Raw genomic sequence first — 16,384 nt, forward strand, 5'->3', positions numbered from 1 at the left:
GCGAAACTCCCGTATTTAAGCGGGAGTTTTTTTGGTATCAAAATTATTTTCCCCTAGTGCTTTGATATATAAGATTTCAGCTCCTGCATGTCAGTTGTACGATAAACAATCTTCTCCTGCTTAAAAACAAAATAGGAGGGAAGCTCGTTCAGCTCCAGTTCGGGATAAGCTTTTTGTAAATAATCCAATTCTCCAGATATGTATCCAGAGGCAAATCGATCGCCTGGTTTTTTATTGGCAAATTTAAGAGATGATGAATTGCTGACAGCAAATCCAATGACGGTTTGAACCTCTTTATCAGGGGCCAGAAGTTCCTGGTAAGAGACAATCTTTTCGGTTTTGACTCTGGTTAAATACGTTGCCTTGCCTTTATTCCACTCAGCCTTAATCACAAGAGTCACAGTTCCGGGACGGTTTGTAAAATGAAAGACAGATCCAACCTGTTTATAGATTTCTTCTTCAAGCCGCGGCTCCCAGGCGGAAATGGATATTAGATCAGGCTTCTCCGAAAAGGAGACTGAAAGATCTGAAAATGGTCCGACCGGCAATGCCTCCATGCTTTCCAGGGAGTCTGATAGATTAGCTTTATTCAATGCTTTGGATGTGTCCGTCCCGTTCCATGAATAATCAAACAAAACTGCTTGAGCTTCCTTGCCTTCTGACACTATTTCAGGGAATGGAGGCTTTTCTTCCTTATACAGTTTCCATTTATCGAAAGATAGCAATATAGCCAATAGCACTATCGCTCCAATTCCCCACTTCAAAGATTTCTTAGTCATAATCCGCCTCCTCCACCCCCTAAATGTTACCATATTTTCTTCGACTCGGGACGTTTATCCAGATTTCCCAATATGATATAAGATTCAATTTTTCAAAAAAAAGCAGCCCTTCCTAAAAGGCTGCCATTCCCGCTATCAGCTATGAAAAATGATAGTATCGATAATCCCGTATTCTTTCGCTTCTTCGGCGCTCATGAAATAGTCGCGGTCTGTATCCCTGGCCACTTTTTCAACAGGCTGGCCCGTTTTTTCGGAAATGATTCCGTTGATATGCTCCCGGAGCTTCAGAATGCGTTTCGCGGATATTTCAATTTCAGTTGCCTGGCCCCTGGCCCCGCCGAGCGGCTGATGGATCATGATTTCGCTGTTTGGCAGGCTGCAGCGCTTGCCTTTCGTGCCGGCGAGCAGGAGCATCGCACCGAAGGAAGCGGCCATACCCGTGCAGATTGTCCTGACGTCAGGCTTGATGTACTGCATAGTGTCATAAATTGCAAAGCCTGCTGTTGTGGATCCGCCCGGGCTATTGATATAAAGCGATATATCCTTGTCTGGCGCATCTGCGGCAAGAAACAGAAGCTGGGCAATCACACTGTTTGCCACATGATCATTGATCTCTTCTCCAATCATGATGATCCTGTCCTTCAGAAGCCGTGAATAGATATCATAGGAGCGCTCGCCCCTGCTCGACTGTTCAATTACATATGGTATTGCCGTCATATCCAATCCTCCCTTTCTGCGGTCTACGCCGCGATAGAGAGTGTGCATTGCGGAGGAGACTGCCTGCGATGATGGCAAGGCTTTGGCTCAGCATGGACAGACAGGCTTTTCAGTGACGGCAGCATCGGGAGCGCCCTTAGAAGACAGCCTGGATCTTCTTCCTGGAGGGACTTTACCAGCAGCCTGGCAACAAAGGCAGCCTCTTCGCTCCCGGTGTCAGGACTGCCCGTGTCTGCATCTGACTGCAGCTGCCTGCGCGCCCGGCTTAAGGCCGACTTTACGGCAAATTCGGTTGTCTGCATCAGTCCGGCAATTTCCTTTGAGGTATATTGGAACCCTTCCTTAAGAGCATAAATGACTGCCTGCTTCAAGGTCAGGCATTCCAACAGCTTTTCGACAGCTTCACTGCTGACGTATTGCTTCTCTTCATTCCGGATGGGCTCCGGCGCCTCCTCCAGCTGCTCCTTTTTACGTTTGCGCGTCACATCCACCCAGCAGTTATAGGCAATTTTCTTCAAAAGTGCCTGGCTGACCCGTTCAGGCTCGTAGCTGCTGGCGGCACGGAGGAAAGCCTCCTGTGCAAGGTCATCCCCATCCCAGCTGTTCCGTGCGAGAAATCGGCTATAGCGCTGAAGGGCGGGATACATCTCATCCGCCTTCTCCGCCAATGCCGGCACCTGGTCTGCCTCTACCTGCTTCATCACCATCGCTGCTCACTCCTTTTACACATCTCTGCCCCTTAAACGGATCAGGGAGGAAGAAAAGATACGGCCATTCAAATATATTTTATGCATTTCATGAAAGAGTTCTCTAATAGTGTATTCTTCAGGAAGCCGCCCCAAACCTTCCCATTTTACTTCCCAACTGTGAAAAACTGGCCAAGGCACAGCTCCCCAGGGGTCCTGAACAGTCTTCCATAGAAAAACCGGGCCAGCCCGCCCGGCAGCTTTCCTTATGAACTTACCATCGTCCCGCCGTTGATATGAAGCACCTGCCCGCTCATATAGCGGGAGTCGTCGGAGGCAAGGTAAACATACGCCGGAGCCAGCTCAAACGGCTGGCCAGCCCTTTTCATCGGCGTATCTGTGCCGAATTCTGATACCTTCTTCGCAGAGAAGCTGGCGGGGATGAGCGGTGTCCATATAGGACCGGGAGCTATGGCATTCACCCGGATTCCATTTTTCTCAAGCGACAATGATAAGGACCTTGTAAAGGTTACGATCGCACCTTTTGTCGAGGAATAGTCAATCAGATCTTTATGGCCTTCGTAGGCCGTAACGGACGTTGTATTGATGATGGAGCCCCCTGCCTTCATATGGGGAAGAACGGCTTTTGTTAAGTAGAAAAACGCGAAAATATTGGTTTCAAAGGTGTCGAAGAGCTGTTCCCTTGTGATATCGAGAATGCTCTTCTGCACAAATTGGACGCCATGGTTATTGACGAGGATATCGATCCTTCCGAAATGATGAAGCGTTTTTTCGACAATTTCCCGGGAAAAGTCTTCCCTTCTCATATCGCCGGCGATAAAAAGACTTTCCCCGCCAAGCTCCCGTATCCTTTCCTGTGTTTCCCTGGCATCCTGGTGCTCATTCAGGTAGACAATGACGACTTTGGCGCCTTCCTTTACAAACGCGTAAGCCGCCGCACGGCCAATCCCGCTGTCCCCGCCGGTGATGATGGCCACCTTCCCTTTCAGTTTCCCTGACCCCCGGTAGTCCGGGTCCTCCGAAATCGGTCTTGGCACCATCTGATATTCCAGGCCGGGCTGTACATCCTGATGCTGCGGCGGGAAAGACAGCGGCTTTTCTTTGCATTCCTCTTTTTTTCCGTAATAAGGATAGACTGGATACATGATCACCACTCCTGTTCATAGGCATATGACTATCCAGTGTATTCTGTGGATCCCCACTTGGTGAAAAGAGAAGATTAAGGAGCAAAAGAAGGAAAAATTAGAATATTACAGAAACTATATAGGAATTGTTTTTTTAAAGGGGGAATTAATATGAAAGCTGTCGTCTCACTTTTTAACCGGATCATGCAGCGTTATTTGCCGGATCCATTCCTGTTTGTGGTGATCCTGACCTTCGCCGTTTTCGGCCTGGGGCTCATCTTTACAGAAAGCAGCCCGTATCAGATGGTCCAGTTCTGGGGAGGCGGGTTCTGGGGACTTCTGACATTCTCGATGCAGATGGTGCTCGTGCTGGTGACGGGCCATGTGCTGGCTAGCAGCCGCATTTTTAAAAAGGGCCTTGGCTCATTGGCAGGCCTGGCCAAATCTCCGGGGCAGGCCATCATCCTTGTCACTGTCATCTCCATGCTCGCGAGCTTGATCAACTGGGGCTTCGGCCTTGTGATCGGTGCACTTTTTGCCAAAGAGCTGGCGAAAAAGGTCAAAAATGTAGATTACCGGCTCTTGATTGCAAGCGCATACACCGGCTTTATTGTCTGGCATGGAGGCATTTCTGGTTCGATTCCGCTGACGATTGCAACAGCCGGGCATTTTTCAGAGGACCTCATTGGCATCATCCCGACAGACCAGACCATCTTTGCTTTTTTTAATATTGCTATTATCTTAGGCATTTTCATCATTATGCCGATTGTGAACAGAATGATGATGCCCTCCAGGGAAGACACTGTCACGGTTGACCCTGCTCTGCTTGAGGAGGACCAGCCGGCTGCTGCCATTGAACAGGCGGCCCTGACACCGGCGGACCGCCTTGAGAACAGCAAGATCGTTTCCATGCTGATCGGCATTTTCGGGCTTGTGTTCTTATTCTATTATTTTGCTACAAACGGGTTTAAGCTCAATCTTGATATCGTAAACTTCCTGTTCCTGTTCCTGGGCATCCTGTTCCACGGGACTCCAAAGCAGTTCCTGAACGCGACAGTCAATGCCGTGAAAGGAGCCAGCGGCATCATCATCCAGTTCCCGTTCTATGCCGGGATCATGGGAATGATGACCACTTCCGGGCTTGCGGCTGTGATGTCAGAGGCATTTGTGTCCATTTCCAATGATTTCACCTTCCCATTCTTTGCCTTCCTTTCCGCCGGCCTGGTCAATTTCTTTGTCCCGTCAGGAGGCGGCCAGTGGGCCGTACAGGCGCCGGTCATGCTTGAGGCGGCACAAACGCTCGGTGTTTCGATACCAAAGACAGCCATGGCAGTCGCCTGGGGCGATGCGTGGACTAATCTGATCCAGCCATTCTGGGCACTTCCCGCCCTTGCCATTGCCGGGCTGAAGGCCAAGGATATCATGGGTTACTGCGTGCTTGCTTTATTTGTAAGCGGTATCATTATTTCACTGGGAATGCTTTTTCTATAAGACTTCCGAAAACCCGCTCCGGCGGGTTTTTTTCATGCGGCCGGTTCCTGCTTATGGGCAGAGCTGCGGCTTGGCTATAATAGACTTAACCAATTTTTTAAAAAAACAGCTTGCATCTCACGCTGCGTGAGGTTTTAAGATAAAGACAGATAGATTAAGGGAGATGAAGAGATGGCTGGCAAATACTCAATCGGTCAATTTTCAAAGAAAACCGGCACCACGATCAGGACACTCCATTATTATGATGAAATCGGCCTCCTGGAGCCAACCGAAATAACAGATTCAGGGCGCCGCTATTATTCCGACCCTGATTTCACCGTGCTCCAGCGGATTGTGACACTGAAATACCTCGGCTATTCCCTCGAGCAGATCAAAGGGATGCTCCAGAATGAAAAATGGAGCCTGAAGGATTCTCTTGCCTTTCAAAGAGCGGAGATGATCCGTAAGAAGGAAGAAGTCGAAGGGGTCATCCGGGCTTTGGACCGGGCGCTCTATGTAATGGAGGATCAAAACGAGGTGGATGCTGGCATCTTCATTTCGCTCATCAACACTATCCACCGGGAGGATGAACAGAAAGAATGGCTGAAGAGCTTCCTCCCGGAGGAAAGAGTAGATTCGATTTACGCCATTCCCGAGGAGAAACAGCGGGAATATGAAAGCAGATGGGTTTCCATTTCAATGGGCTTGAAGGAGCTTGCTGGTTCAGACCCTGCTAGCGGGGAAGTTCAGGCTTTAATTGAGGCCATGATGGAGATAGTCGATGAAATCTCGGGAAACGATCCTTCGCTTCTGAAAGAAATCAGTTCGGTGGATTTAAGCGATGAGGATGACGGCGGTCTTTTCCATATCCCATTCTCCCCCAAGGAGGAAGAATGGCTTGCAGCTGCACTCGGTCTCTATCTGGAGCAGAAAGGAATGAATGTTGATGACGAAAAATGAAGAGCCTGCTATCAAGAAAGGGAGCTGGAAAGCTTTCTGGGGTCTGCTGAAGGACTCCAAGCCGCCGCGCTGGATCCTGCTGTCGGCCATCATTCTCAGCATCCTGGAAACCGGTGCCGGGCTGATCGTCCCCCTTTTCACCAAGTCGATGGTCGACCAGCTTGCCGCATCTTCTTTGGAGATGAGCGTCGTGCTCCTCCTGGCGGGTGCCTTTATCATCCAGACCGTATCTTCCGGGTTTTCTTACTATTTCCTCAGCTATATCGGGGAAGCAGTTGTAGCGTCCATCAGGAGGAAGCTTTGGGGACAGATTCTTCATCTGCCGGTCCCTTTCTTTGACCAGCAGCAGTCAGGTGAAACGATGAGCCGGGTCACTCAGGACACAAATATTGTCAAAAACCTCATTACCCAGCATTTGATTTCATTCCTGACCGGAATTATTTCCATCATCGGCTCCGTGATCATCCTTCTGCTGATCGATTGGAAAATGACTCTTGTGATGATCATTGCTGTACCGCTGGCCATTGCTATGATTATGCCGCTGGGGCAGAAGATGTATAAGATTTCAAGAGCAACCCAGGATGAAATGGCGAGTTTTTCCGGCAATCTCGGACGGGTTCTTGCAGATATCCGCCTCGTCAAAGCCTATCATGCTGAAAAAGCAGAGCAGGAGAGCGGCGACAAGGGAATACGCCACCTATTCCAGTTCGGGCTGAGGGAAGCGAAAATCCAGGCAGTCATTTCCCCCTTCATGACCTTCATCATGATGTTTGTGCTCGTCATCCTGATCGGCTATGGCGGTGTACGCGTTGCTTCTGGCGCCCTGTCAGCAGGCTCGCTCGTCGCCATCATCATTTATATGTTCCAGATTGTAGTTCCTTTCAGCCAGATGGCATCCTTCTTTACAGCCTTCCAGAAGGCTGTCGGGGCAACAGAAAGAATCCAGCATATATTTGACACCGAGAAGGAAGTGGATAAAGGCACGGAGGCTGTGGCCAATCCAAGCCAGGATATCACTTTTGAGAAGGTGAGCTTCGCCTACAAAGAGAAGGAGATCCTTGGCGGGGCCTCACTGACTGTACCTGCCGGAAAGACCACGGCCATCGTCGGCCCGAGCGGAGGCGGAAAGACCACCCTGTTCGCCCTGCTGGAGCGCTTCTACCTCCCGCAGACAGGCCGGATCCTGCTCGGCGGTCAGGACATCAGCTCCTTCCGCCTCCATGCATGGCGGTCATCAATCGGTTATGTTTCACAGGAAAGCCCGATCATGTCGGGCACCATCCGCGATAATATTGCCTATGGAATGGAGCGGGAGGTACTGGATGAGGAAATTGAAAGAGCTGCGGAGCTCGCCAATGCTTCGGAATTCATCGATGCCCTGCCTGATGGATTCGACACACAGGTCGGTGAGCGCGGTATCAAGCTTTCCGGCGGCCAAAGGCAGCGGATTGCCATTGCCAGGGCGCTGATCCGCAATCCCCGCATCCTGCTGCTTGATGAAGCTACATCCAATCTCGACAGCACATCAGAGCATCTTGTCCAGAAAGCACTGGAGCATCTGATGGAGGGCCGCACCACCCTTGTAATTGCCCACCGGCTCTCCACTGTCGTGGATGCCGATCAGATTGCCGTACTTGAAAACGGAAGCATTACCGGGACCGGCACACACCGGGAACTGTATGAAAAACATTCTTTATACAGGGAGCTCGCAGAGCAGCAGCTGTCAGACCGCTCTGCCGCCTCAGGAGGCTGACTTTTCAGGTCAGTCTCTTTCTTTATAAATATATTTCTTTGGGAAAAAGGTTTAAAAACAAGGGAATCCGTGGAATTTAAGAGAAGTGGGTTGGCAATTCATACAGGATGAATTAAAATAACCTTTGTCTTATAAATATAAATTGTATTAAGGGTGAATGTTTTGATAGAATCTGCAGCGAGGAAAAAAGCATCAGGAAAAAGCTTTATGCTCTTCCTCATTCCTTCATTAATCGGCATCAGTTTATTTATGCTTCCTATTTCTTATAAAGGCGAAGTGACCATTCCTATCGCCATCTTATCGGGTCTTGTCCAGGACCTTCTGGCAGCCTATCTGCCGGCCATCATGACCGTGATCATTTTTCTGACTTTTGCAGGCACACTGCTGGCAAAGCTTGTAAAGCCCGCCTTCATCCGCAGAAGCGCGTTTTTCACTGCCCTGTTCGATGTTCCGGCGATCTGGTTTGCCGCAAGAGTGCTCGGCGCCATCTTTGCATTAATGACTTTTTACCAGATCGGCCCTGAATGGGTATGGTCTGAGAATACAGGAGGGCTTCTGCTTTACGATCTCCTTCCGGTCTTATTCTCGGTATTTTTATTCGCTGGTTTATTCCTGCCCCTGCTTTTGAACTTTGGGCTGCTCGAGCTTTTCGGCTCCCTCCTGACGAAAGTTATGAGGCCCTTGTTCAGGCTGCCGGGCCGCTCTTCGGTTGACTGTGCGGCATCCTGGCTTGGCGATGGCACGATCGGTGTCCTTTTGACAAGCAAGCAGTATGAGGAAGGTTTTTATACAAAGAGGGAAGCGGCTGTCATCGGCACGACCTTCTCTGTTGTCTCCATTACCTTCAGCCTTGTTGTTATCTCCCAGGTGGATTTGGGGAGCTATTTTGTTCCATTCTATCTGACCGTCCTCATAGCCGGGATTGTGGCAGCCCTTATCTGTCCGAGAATTCCGCCGTTGTCGACCAAGCCTGACACCTATGTTACTGAGGATGCTCCCCAGCTTGATGAAACGATTCCGGAAGGCTATACACCTCTTAGCTGGGGTATAACACAGGCAACAGCCAAAGCGGCAACAAACCGCGGCATCAAACAATTCTTTGAACAGGGTGCGAAAAATATCCTCGATATGTGGATGGGTGTGGCGCCGATCGTCATGGCGCTCGGCACATTGGCGCTTATTGTAGCGGAATTCACGCCGATCTTCAAGGTGGCTGGTATGCCGTTCATCCCGCTCCTGGAGCTTATGCAGGTGCCTGAGGCGAAAGCAGCATCAGAGACGCTTGTAGTCGGATTTGCCGATATGTTCCTGCCTTCTGTTATCGGAAGCGGGATTGAGAGCGAGATGACCCGCTTTATCGTCGCCTGTACGTCCGTTACACAGCTGATTTATATGTCAGAAGTCGGCGGACTCCTGCTTGGAAGCAAGATTCCTGTCTCCCTGAAAGACCTGATCATCATTTTCCTTGAACGGACCATCATTACCCTGCCGGTCATCGTGCTGGCAGCGCATCTTATTTTTTAACGAAGCGAAGACCCCTTCAGGATGGCTGAAGGGGTCTTTTTTATTAGGCAATCTTTTCTCAGGTGCAGCGGAATGAGCGGATCCGGCTGGTATCTGTGCCGTAATACTCCCAGCGGAATCCTCTCCACCTCCAGCCGGCGACAGAAGTCCTGCCGACGAATGTTGGATAGAACCAGAAGCTTCTGCCGTTATTCAGCCATAAATAGGTGAACCGATATAAGCAGCCTCTGATGGCGCCGGGATCGACGGCAAAGACGGAGGCAGACTGTGTCTGGAGTTCAGGCGTAAAGGATGGAGGCGGGCTGCTTGGCGGTCCTCCCGCCTGGCCCTGGGCTTCTCCTCCACCAGGGAATCCTGGCTGGCCTCCTCCACCTGGAAACCCGGGCTGGCCTCCGCCTCCCGGAAAGCCTGGCTGGCCAGGGAATGGCGTCCCTCCTGGAAAACCTGGCGGAAATGGAATGCCCGGCTGGCCCCCGCCACCTGGGAATACATTAAATCTTTCCGGCGTCTGCTGCAGGTCTGCCTGAGGCAAAGGATAGTACAGTCCTTGATAAGGGTAATAATTCAATGAGTCGTTCCCCTTTCTGCTTTCAGTTAGTCGGCATAGATCGGATGGGGAGTTTCAACACGGAGAATCTTCTCCTCAATCCTGCCGCGGATCGTGTCCACAATTGTATAATCCATGGCTTCTGAATAAATCTTCTCCAATTCATCATTCAGCCGCTTGGCGTCTGCCAGACAGCCTGTTGCCTCTGTCATCTTCGCTTTATATTTAGCGGCGATTTCTTTGATTTCATCAGCAAAAATTTCATCCGTCCCTGGGGCGATCAGCTGTTCATACATATCAATGATTTCATCCCCATCCCTGCTCGGGAAATATTCATGAGGGGCCGTACTGTCGAATATGGCAAGGCCAAGCTCACGGATAATCAGCATGTCAAGGCTATTGGGATCAAATCCGCAATGATAGACTTCAATGTCAAAACCGCGCTTTTCAGCTTCGGCAGCCAGCTTTTTCAAAAGCGTTGACTTGCCTGAGCCGGGACGGCCTTTGATGAAGTAACGCTTATGGATATCAAGAGTCAGGTTCGGGATGCAGTCTACCGCTCCATTTGGTGTAGCAGCACCCAAAAATCTATGCTTGACGGAAGAGATCTTATTCAGGGTCATTTTACCGAAAAATACCTGTGTCAGCTTTGAAGTAAGCTGGTTCGCTTTCTCAAAGTCCATGCTGTCGATATAGAATTTCTCCCAGTCATCATGGATTTTCAATGCCTCTGCAAAGGTACTGTATGCCTGTTTATAGAAGGCTTCGATCTTGCTGTTGAGCCTGAGTATTTTCCCTTTCTGAGTGGCCAGCTGGGCAGAATCCCACGCTTCCCCAAGGTTGACATACTCTTCTATGGCCCCCGGCGCTTTCGGTTCAATCACCTGCGGCGCAGTGCCGTCTACAATTCCGATCTTCAAAGCTGGGATGATCACACCGCTGACAGAGTCATTGTCCGATGGACTGTGGATGAGCTCAATGTTAAAGCCTTTATCAAGCCATTTAGAGCCGATTCCTTTCATGAGTGTTGATTTCCCGGTACCTGGTCCGCCCTTAAGTATAAATAAACGCGATAAATCCTGAAGATTGGATTCATATAGACTGTGGAAGCCTCTTGCGGTATTGCCGCCTGCAAAATAGTCGATAATTTTTCCTGCCACATTCACACATCCTTTTTCAGTTGATTGCTGAATGGTCCTGCCTCTTTACTGTATGCCGGGACATCATGATGGGTGAACGCCCAGGTGCAGAAAATTGCCGGTGGAGGATGTACTTTTTTTAGGGACAAAATAAAAAGCCCCCTATCGTGCAGAGGCTTTTGGATATTGCTATTCTTTTACAAGGTCCTTCCATTCGGCTTTAATCAATTCCTTCAGCCTCTCAGGAGCCAGTTCGATTTGGAGGCCGATCTTCCCGCCGCTGACGATGATGCTTTCAAGCTGCTCCCCCTGTGAATCGATAAAAGTCGGATACAGCTTTTTCATGCCGACTGGCGAGCAGCCGCCGCGGATATAGCCGGTAAGCTTTTGAATGTCCTTCACAGGAATCATCTCAACTTTTTTCTCGCCTGCCGCCTTCGCAGCTTTTTTGAGGTCCAGCTCAGCTTCCACCGGAATAATAAAAACATAGACATTCCTGCCGGCCTGGGCGACCAGTGTTTTATAGACCAGTTCCGGGTCCCTGCCAATTTTCCCGGCAACCGAAACGCCGTCAATCTTGCCGTCCTTGCTGTCATAGGATAATGAATTGTACTCCAGCTTTGCTGCATCCAGCAGCCTCATTGCATTCGTTTTTCCCTGTGCCATTGCTATTTCCCTCCTGGCGTTTTTCCTTTATAGTAGCATCTCCAATGGGTTCCAGGCACCTGTGAAACAGAAAAAAAACCTTCCCGCTGCGGGAAGGTTCTTTTGGAAACTGGTCTAGTGGTGGTATAGGTGCCTGTCACCAGAATACTGCACTTCTGGCCGGGCATTCAGGACGGCCGATGGAGATGTAGCGGATATTGGCAGATTCTGCTTCCTGCAGTGTATAACAGTTCCTTCCGTCCAGGACGAGGGGCTCTCTCATGAATTCTTTGTAGGCGCTGAGCGGGAAGCGGCAAATTTCAGCCCATTCGGTAGTGATGAAGGCCACATCTTTTCCATGGATGGCCTCATGAATGGATTCCGCGAAATGAACGCTGTCAGGCAGGACCCCCATAGCCCTGCTGGATGCTATTGGATCATAGACCGAGACGCCGGCCCCTTCATCCACAAGATCCCGGATCAGCTCAATGGAAGGAGCTTCACGGATATCATCTGTATTCGGCTTAAAGGCCAGCCCTAATACAGCTGCATTCTTCCCGGCCAAAGGCATGATGCTTTTGGCTTTGTGCAGCAGCACTTTCTTTTGTATCGCATTAACTTCCATAAGGGCTTTCAGGATCCGGAATTCATATTGATGTTCCTCCGCCATCATGCCCAGCGCTTTTGTATCCTTCGGGAAGCAGGATCCCCCAAATCCTGCTCCCGCCTGGAGAAACCGGCTGCCTATGCGCTTATCCAGCCCCATTCCTGCTGCCACATCATCAATATTAGCCCCCAATCTTTCGCACAAGTGAGCCATTTCATTAATAAAGCTGATTTTGGCTGCCAGGAAGGCATTTGAAGCGTATTTGGCCAGCTCCGCACTTTTGGCATCCATATGGACAATAGGCACGGAAAATGGTGCATAGATCTCTTCAACCGTTCTTGCTGCCTTCAGGCTGTCTGATCCGATGATAACCCTGTCTGCCTGAAAGGTGTCCCTAATCCCTGATCCTTCTCGCAGGAATTCAGGATTCGAGACCATATGGACCGGGATGGCGAGATTCTGTTTAAAAAAAGCCCGAAGCTTCTCATTGGTCCCGGACGGAACTGTACTTTTGATGGCAATGACCGTCTCATGTCCAAGTTTATCGGCAATCACCCCGCACGCACTGTAGATAAAACTAAGATCTGCAGAGCCATCCTCTTTTTCCGGTGTTCCGACTGCAAGAAAGATGCATTCAGGATTTCTATAGGCAATCTCCGGATCAGAAGTAAAGGCAAGCTTTCCTTCTTTCATATTCCGGTCAAGCATTGCCTCTAATCCAGGTTCATAAATTAAAGGAACCCCGGCAGAGAGGGCGGCTGTTTTCTCTTCATCATGGTCATAGCATATGACCATATGCCCTTTCTCTGCAAGGCAGACACCTGTCACCAGCCCCACATACCCTGTTCCGGCTATGGTTATATTCATAGAGCGGCTCCCTGCCGGTTCATCAGCATCTTTTCAAGGTAAACAATCAGATCTGTCCTTATGTCAGCCTGCAGCATAGCCATCTCAATGTTCGCTTTTAAAAATCCCATCCTGTCGCCGATATCATAGCGGCTGCCTGACAGCACCACTCCATACACAGGTGTGATCCCTGCTAAAAACCGGATAGCGTCTGTCAGCTGGACTTCCTTATTGGCACCCGCCGGGAGAGTTTCCAGGATAGAGAATATTTCGGGCGGGAGAATATAGCGCCCCATTAAGGCATAGCTGGAGGGCTCCAGCCCTTTAGGAGGTTTTTCCACAAGGCTTTTGAGCTTCATGAGCTGCCTGTCGATAAATTTTTCCGGTTCCACTACTCCATATTTGCATAGTTCTTCCGCAGCGACCTCCTGTACTCCTACTACTGTGCCGCCATATTGCTGGTGGGCCTGCAGCAGTTCTGACAGGCAAGGGCGTTCCCCCTGGACCACATCATCTCCCAGCATAACGGCAAAGGGTTCATCACCTATATAGCTGCGCGCGCAATAGATCGCATCTCCCAGCCCCTTCGGCTCTTTCTGCCTGACATAGTGAATGCTGGCGAGGTTCGAGACAGCTTCAACCGCCTCCAAGAGCTCATGCCTGTTCTGTTTGGCCAGCGTTTCTTCAAGCTCATAGGATTTATCAAAATGATCCTCGATCGCCCTTTTTCCCCGCCCGCTGATAATGATGATATCTTCGATCCCCGATGCAGCCGCCTCCTCAACGATATATTGGATGGCAGGCTTGCCGGCGATCGGCAGCATTTCTTTGGGCTGGGCTTTTGTTGCCGGCAGGAATCTGGTCCCCAGACCGGCTGCTGGAATGATGGCTTTGCGAACGTACATGATTTACCCCCTCGAATGATATTGGTGCTTCTTTCCACTACCATAGGATCCGTCATGATGATCTACACGCAAACTAGCAAATAAGGCTTTACATCTTTAGTATAAAAAGCAATATTTAAAGCTTTATCTACTTTGTGCAAAGAAATTGTTAAGATGAGCGACACGTGCCTGTCTGGCAAACAAAAGACTTTGTCCTCTGATCGGGAATTAAGGAGGTTCAAGTGTATAAAAGTGGTATAGGTGCCTGTCACCGTTATAAACCAAAAACCCCCGTCCCGGATGGGATTGGGGGCTGCAGCTGGTGTCTAGTAGTGGTATAGGTGCCTGTCACCTAAATACGGTATACCCGCGCCTCATAAGGCTTCAAAGTAACGCTTTTCCCTTCTGCTTCTGCTGCCGGATAGTTGTTCAGGAGCAGATTCTCAGGTTTTAAGGCGAAGCCGCTTGTAAAGACGGCTTCTTTAGCGGACAGATTGGTGATGACGATAACCTGATCGTCTTCCAAAGTGCGTGTATAGGCATAGATCTGCTTGTCATCTTCAAGCAGCAAATCGTATTGTCCATAGGTAAAGACTTCATTGGCTTTTTTCAGAGAAATCATTTTTTTATAGAAAGACAGAATGGATTCTTCATCCTTTTCCTGTTTTTCAACATTGATGTTTGTGTAATTGCTGTTCACCTTCATCCAGGGACTGCCGCTGCTGAAGCCGGCGTTGGCTGTGCTGTCCCACTGCATCGGTGTCCGGCTGTTGTCGCGGGAGGAAGCCCAGATGATCTCCATGATTTCCTGGTGGCTCTTGCCTTCTTCTGTTTTAAGCTTGTAAAGATTCTTTACGGCCACATCGTCATAATCGTCAATGGAAGGGAACTGGACATTCGTCATCCCGATCTCCTGGCCCTGGTAGATGAAAGGCGTGCCCTGCATCAGGAAATACATCGCAGCCATCGAGGTGGCGCTTTCCCGCCAGAACTCCTGGTCATTGCCCCATGTTGATACAACACGCGGCTTATCATGGTTTTCAATGAATAATGCATTCCAGCCGTCTTTTTCAAGGCCCTTCTGCCAGCGGGTCAGCACTTTTTTCAGCTCGACAATATCCAGCTCAGGATTAGTTTCCGCATCCCACAGACCAAGATGCTCAAATTGGAAGATCATATCCATCTTTCCGTTTTCAGAGCCTACCCATAAGTCTGCCTCGTCCACAGTGACGCCGTTTGCTTCGCCGACAGACATGCTGTCATAGTTTGCATATGTCTTTTCCTTGAACTCCTGAAGGAACTCATGGATGCCTTCCTGGTTCATATGCATATCGAAGGAAGAAACATACTTCTTATTTTCCGGATTCGGCAGGTCAGGCATGCCGGGACGTTTCTTGATATGGCTGATGGCATCGATCCTGAAGCCATCGATTCCTTTTTCCAGCCACCAGTTCACTACATCATAAAGCGCCTCGCGGACTTCGCTGTTCTCCCAATTCAAGTCCGGCTGCCTTCTTGAGAACACATGGAGGAAATATTGCTGAGTCAATTCATCCCATTCCCAAGCAGAGCCTCCGAAGATGCTTTCCCAGTTATTCGGTTCAGCACCCTGTTTGCCGTCGCGCCAAATGTACCAGTCGCGCTTTGGCGAGGTTTCGGAAGACCGTGATTCTATGAACCATGGATGCTCATCGCTCGTATGATTGAGGACCAGATCAATGATCAGCTTCATGCCGCGCTGATGGACCTCTTCGAGCAGCCTGTCGAAATCGGCCATCGTTCCGAAATCTTCCATGATGTCCTGATAATCGGAAATATCATAGCCGTTGTCATCGTTCGGCGACTTATAAACAGGACAGATCCAGATCACATCAATGCCCAGATCCTTTACATAATCAAGCCTTTCAATGATTCCCTGAAGATCGCCGATCCCGTCTCCATTCGAATCCTGAAAGCTGCGGGGATATATTTGATAGCCTACTGCTTCTTTCCACCAGATTTTTTTCATATGAACACCCTCAAGTAAATTAATGTTTGTATGCGCAAACGTTTGCATTAAAAAGCAAAAAAAAACCGCATACATCTATATGTAGTGTAACGCTTACATAGAATTTAATCAATATGAAAGTAGATTGACTATATAGGAAAATGTGACCCTTTGAAGAATCATTATAAGAAAAATGCCAGCAAAAAACCGGTCATCCTCCTGGATGCCGGCCTACACAGCTTCAGCGGCTTCTGCCTCAAGCAGCTCCATATAGGGCTGAAGCGAATGATAGATGATGGTTTTTACAAAAGCAATATTAATATGCCCCAATAGTTTTTCAGCAAATTCCCAAGCATTTTCTTCAATAAGGAGAGCTAGCTGGTTTCTTTCCACTGAAGTGGCTGCAAGGTCAAAACGGTCTGCAAGCTCCCCGAGCTCCCGGTCTTCGGCATGGCCGATTTCATGTGCGCAAACGACTGCAAAATACTCTTCAAAATGATCAAGCGAGGAAAAAATCTGCAGGCACTGCTTTTTAATTTCCTCTATATATAATGTAATGGTATGGGTCCCCATGCTGTATTTGCCACCCGCAAAACGGTTTCCCCCGAAATAATCCTCCAAAACGACATCGGCCGTGCTCCCTGCTTTTTCAAGAAGCTCATCAACGATTAGTTCAAGCCTTTTATTCGCCATTC

The 16,384-nt window shown here is 49.4% G+C and carries 15 protein-coding genes; 4 read left to right on the plus strand and 11 right to left on the minus strand.

Annotated features, from left to right (window positions below; all coding sequences use genetic code 11):
* Window positions 1-53: 53 nt before the first annotated feature.
* The 4 genes from RBB45_RS17265 to RBB45_RS17280 form a co-directional block, all read right to left on the minus strand.
* Complete coding sequence (locus tag RBB45_RS17265; protein WP_129613215.1) at window positions 54-779, minus strand: hypothetical protein; 726 nt, start codon at window positions 777-779, stop codon at window positions 54-56.
* 135 nt (window positions 780-914) lie between these two features.
* Window positions 915-1,496, minus strand: coding sequence for an ATP-dependent Clp endopeptidase proteolytic subunit ClpP (gene clpP, locus RBB45_RS17270; RefSeq protein WP_009794366.1), 582 nt, complete (start codon window positions 1,494-1,496; stop codon window positions 915-917).
* A gap of 23 nt (window positions 1,497-1,519) precedes the next feature.
* On the minus strand, window positions 1,520-2,203 hold the full coding sequence (locus RBB45_RS17275) for a sigma-70 family RNA polymerase sigma factor (RefSeq protein WP_240684187.1): 684 nt from the start codon (window positions 2,201-2,203) through the stop codon (window positions 1,520-1,522).
* Window positions 2,204-2,448: 245 nt separating this feature from the next.
* The gene (locus RBB45_RS17280) at window positions 2,449-3,348 is read right to left on the minus strand and encodes an SDR family oxidoreductase (protein ID WP_009794368.1); all 900 of its coding nucleotides are present in this window, start codon (window positions 3,346-3,348) and stop codon (window positions 2,449-2,451) included.
* Window positions 3,349-3,498: 150 nt separating this feature from the next.
* Here RBB45_RS17280 and RBB45_RS17285 point away from each other — a divergent pair, with 150 nt between their 5' ends.
* The 4 genes from RBB45_RS17285 (at window position 3,499) to RBB45_RS17300 (ending at window position 9,034) form a co-directional block, all read left to right on the plus strand.
* Window positions 3,499-4,818, plus strand: coding sequence for a short-chain fatty acid transporter (locus RBB45_RS17285; RefSeq protein ID WP_129613214.1), 1,320 nt, complete (start codon window positions 3,499-3,501; stop codon window positions 4,816-4,818).
* A gap of 171 nt (window positions 4,819-4,989) precedes the next feature.
* Window positions 4,990-5,757, plus strand: coding sequence for a MerR family transcriptional regulator (locus RBB45_RS17290; RefSeq protein WP_224948776.1), 768 nt, complete (start codon window positions 4,990-4,992; stop codon window positions 5,755-5,757).
* On the plus strand, window positions 5,744-7,510 hold the full coding sequence (locus tag RBB45_RS17295) for an ABC transporter ATP-binding protein (RefSeq protein ID WP_148949908.1): 1,767 nt from the start codon (window positions 5,744-5,746) through the stop codon (window positions 7,508-7,510). The genes RBB45_RS17290 and RBB45_RS17295 overlap by 14 nt, the downstream gene beginning before the upstream one ends.
* Window positions 7,511-7,717: 207 nt before the next feature.
* A complete protein-coding gene (locus RBB45_RS17300; protein ID WP_101548829.1) occupies window positions 7,718-9,034 on the plus strand; it encodes a YjiH family protein in 1,317 nt (438 codons plus the stop codon).
* Between the two features lie 58 nt (window positions 9,035-9,092).
* Here the strand turns inward: RBB45_RS17300 and RBB45_RS17305 are convergent, their stop codons facing one another.
* From RBB45_RS17305 to RBB45_RS17335, 7 genes are all read right to left on the minus strand, one after another.
* Complete coding sequence (locus RBB45_RS17305) at window positions 9,093-9,566, minus strand: hypothetical protein (protein WP_170939576.1); 474 nt, start codon at window positions 9,564-9,566, stop codon at window positions 9,093-9,095.
* Between the two features lie 62 nt (window positions 9,567-9,628).
* Window positions 9,629-10,741 (minus strand): PRK06851 family protein, encoded by a 1,113-nt coding sequence (locus RBB45_RS17310; protein ID WP_094769410.1) that lies wholly within the window; start codon window positions 10,739-10,741, stop codon window positions 9,629-9,631.
* 168 nt (window positions 10,742-10,909) lie between these two features.
* Complete coding sequence (ybaK, locus tag RBB45_RS17315) at window positions 10,910-11,386, minus strand: Cys-tRNA(Pro) deacylase (protein ID WP_224948772.1); 477 nt, start codon at window positions 11,384-11,386, stop codon at window positions 10,910-10,912.
* A 136-nt stretch (window positions 11,387-11,522) separates the two neighbouring features.
* Complete coding sequence (locus RBB45_RS17320; protein WP_306010012.1) at window positions 11,523-12,839, minus strand: UDP-glucose dehydrogenase family protein; 1,317 nt, start codon at window positions 12,837-12,839, stop codon at window positions 11,523-11,525.
* Complete coding sequence (gene galU / locus RBB45_RS17325) at window positions 12,836-13,723, minus strand: UTP--glucose-1-phosphate uridylyltransferase GalU (protein WP_009794378.1); 888 nt, start codon at window positions 13,721-13,723, stop codon at window positions 12,836-12,838. Before galU ends, RBB45_RS17320 begins: the two co-directional genes overlap by 4 nt.
* Window positions 13,724-14,054: 331 nt before the next feature.
* The gene (locus RBB45_RS17330; protein WP_224948768.1) at window positions 14,055-15,710 is read right to left on the minus strand and encodes a glycoside hydrolase family 13 protein; all 1,656 of its coding nucleotides are present in this window, start codon (window positions 15,708-15,710) and stop codon (window positions 14,055-14,057) included.
* 210 nt (window positions 15,711-15,920) lie between these two features.
* Window positions 15,921-16,382 carry a hypothetical protein gene (locus RBB45_RS17335; protein WP_306010013.1) on the minus strand — a complete coding sequence of 154 codons (462 nt, stop codon included), beginning with the start codon at window positions 16,380-16,382 and terminating at the stop codon, window positions 15,921-15,923.
* Between the last annotated feature and the right edge of the window lie 2 nt (window positions 16,383-16,384).

The sequence above is a fragment of the Bacillus sp. MMSF_3328 genome, from assembly GCF_030733525.1.
In the GTDB taxonomy this organism is placed as follows: domain Bacteria; phylum Bacillota; class Bacilli; order Bacillales; family Cytobacillaceae; genus Bacillus_AB; species Bacillus_AB infantis.